The sequence below is a fragment of the Microbacterium sp. MMO-35 genome, assembly GCF_037147555.1.
Lineage (GTDB): Bacteria > Actinomycetota > Actinomycetes > Actinomycetales > Microbacteriaceae > Microbacterium.
On record NZ_JBBCVH010000025.1, the window covers coordinates 1 to 2,337 of the forward strand.

Here is a 2,337-nt window from a genome sequence, read left to right on the forward strand (position 1 = left end):
CGCATGGGACGACTGACCGTTGAACGAGACCACACCACACACAGGTGGGTGGTCCGGAAGGGCGGGGACTGGGTGGATGACTTCCCCGAGTTTGGTTGGCCGCTCGCGTTCGCAGAGGCGCTGCGGCTAGCGAAGTTGAGCGGACTGAGCGTGGATGAGGTGTACCTGTGACCGATCGTTCTATGCCAGACAGTGACCGATTCTGGAATCGCGTACAGAAGACCGAATCCTGCTGGCTCTGGACGGGTAGCCATACGTCGGCAGGATACGGCAACCTGCGCCTCCCAAATGGGAAGTACACGTACGCGCACAGGATCGCTTGGCGCTTCGCCGGTGGCGTTCTCGTCGATGGGATGCACCTGGACCACCTGTGTCGGAACCGCGAATGCGTCAACCCGGAACACCTTGAACAGGTAACACCGAGGGAGAACGTTCGCCGCGGCGCTGCCGGGTACATGGGCGTTCGTACGACCTGTGTACACGGGCACGACATCACTGACGCGCGGAACGTGTATACGAGCCCCAAGGGGCACCGCACGTGTAGAGCTTGCGCCAGGGAATCCAACGACAAGCGGAGGGTGGAGCGTCAAGCCCGCCGCGTGCCTCGAGTGCCACCTACGCACTGCATTCGAGGTCATGAGTACACGGCCACGAACACGCGGTACACGCGTGAGGGCCACCGTAAGTGCCGGAAGTGCGACTACATACACACCAAGCGGCAGAGGGAGAAGAAACGTGCTGCTCGAGAATCTTGACGAACAGTCCTACCACCAGCGCCCGGAGCTCAGTAGCACGGGCGCTCGTCGCATCCTGGACAGTCCCGCACGGTTCCGGTACTGGGCCGACCACCCCGAGAAACCCAAGACCGCGTTCGATGTTGGGTCTGCGGCACACGCGAAGATCCTCGGCGTCGGGGCTGGCGTGATCCTGTATCCCGATGAGCATCTGACCCCGTCCGGCAACGTGTCCACCAAAGCCGCCACCGTCGAATGGGAGCGGGAACAACGCGCGCTCGGGCTGATCCCGATCGGCCGGTCTGACGCACACCGGATCGACAGGATGGCAGAAGCCGTCCTCGCCGAGCCAGAAGCCCGAGCAATCCTCGAGCGCGTCACCGGACGAGAAGTGACCATCATCCAGGAGGTTGACGGCGTCCCCGTCCGGGCGCGATTCGACATCTTCGGCGACGGGGAGGCGGCAGACCTCAAGACAGGACGCGACGCATCACCCAGCGGGTTCAACAGGTCCGCCGCGAAGTGGGGGTACCACATCCAGGTCAGGTGGTATGACGATGCGCACCTTGCGGAAACCGGATCTCGCCTGGATCAGTTCCCCCTGATCGTAGTCGAGTCGTCGCCGCCCTACTTGGTGGCTGTGCACGACTTGGACTTCATGTACGCGGAAGCAGCAGAGCGCAAGGTCGCGAAGGCCAGAGATCTGTGGCGCACCTGCACTGAATCGGGTGTGTGGCCGAGCTACGGGCGAACAACCCTCACCGCTCCGAGCTGGGTCGTGTACGAGGACGAGAACGAGGAGATACAGATCGGATGATCACATGCTCCGAGGTTGACTGCGACGGACGGGTGAAGTCGAGGGGAATGTGCAGCTGGCACTACACCAAGCACAGAGAAGCTGATCCGTCCAGACCAAGGTGTGTTGACGAGAAATGCGACCGCGGCGCAACCATCAAGGGCTACTGCACGAAGCACTATCAGAGGCAGAAGAGGGGCTACGTTCGACCGCCGAGCACATGCTCCGCCGAAGGTTGTGAACGGCCCAGGAGAGCTCTGGGCTGGTGCATGCGGCACTACGACCGCATGCGACATCACGGAGACCTCGAGGCGCTAGGAGATCTAGGCAGATGCGAGATTTGCGGGATTGAGATACCCAAGCCGAAGTACGGCAAGCGTCGATTCTGCCCCGACTGCTTGTACAAGAACCATCGCGAGAACCAACGTCGCGCCCGGTGGGGATACCTCCTTTGGGAGAAGTACAGAATCCGTGAATCGGAGTACTTCAAGCTTCTAGCTCAACAGGGGGGCGTCTGTGCGATATGCGGCGGCCCACCGAAGGGTCAGGGGGAGGCGAACGGACGTTACTCCGTCGACCATGACCATGAGACAGGCCGGGTGCGGGGGCTTCTGTGCAGTCCTTGTAACTCCGGCATTGGACACATGAAGGACTCTCCTGAGTTGCTGTTGCGTGCCGCGAAATACCTAGACGAAAACAAGGAAGGAGTTGCGTGATGGATATCACGAAGACCGTTGAGCCTCGCAGCGACCAACTCAACTTTGACGATGTGGCAACCGCGCCGATGACGATCACGGTCGAGTCGGT

At 61.4% G+C, this 2,337-nt stretch carries 3 protein-coding genes; all 3 read left to right on the forward strand.

Annotated features, from left to right (window positions below; all coding sequences use genetic code 11):
* Positions 1-182 precede the first annotated feature (182 nt).
* The 3 genes from WFJ01_RS19120 to WFJ01_RS19125 all read left to right on the forward strand — a co-directional run bounded on the left by WFJ01_RS19120 (position 183) and on the right by WFJ01_RS19125 (position 2,246).
* Entirely contained in the window at positions 183-755 is a 573-nt protein-coding gene (locus WFJ01_RS19120) for an HNH endonuclease signature motif containing protein (protein WP_442928075.1), read from the forward strand.
* Positions 736-1,551: a PD-(D/E)XK nuclease-like domain-containing protein gene (locus WFJ01_RS18970; protein ID WP_336630036.1), complete on the forward strand. Its 816-nt coding sequence runs from the start codon at positions 736-738 to the stop codon at positions 1,549-1,551. Before WFJ01_RS19120 ends, WFJ01_RS18970 begins: the two co-directional genes overlap by 20 nt.
* Before the next feature lie 266 nt (positions 1,552-1,817).
* Entirely contained in the window at positions 1,818-2,246 is a 429-nt protein-coding gene (locus tag WFJ01_RS19125; RefSeq protein ID WP_442928248.1) for an endonuclease VII domain-containing protein, read from the forward strand.
* The last annotated feature ends 91 nt before the right edge of the window (positions 2,247-2,337 follow it).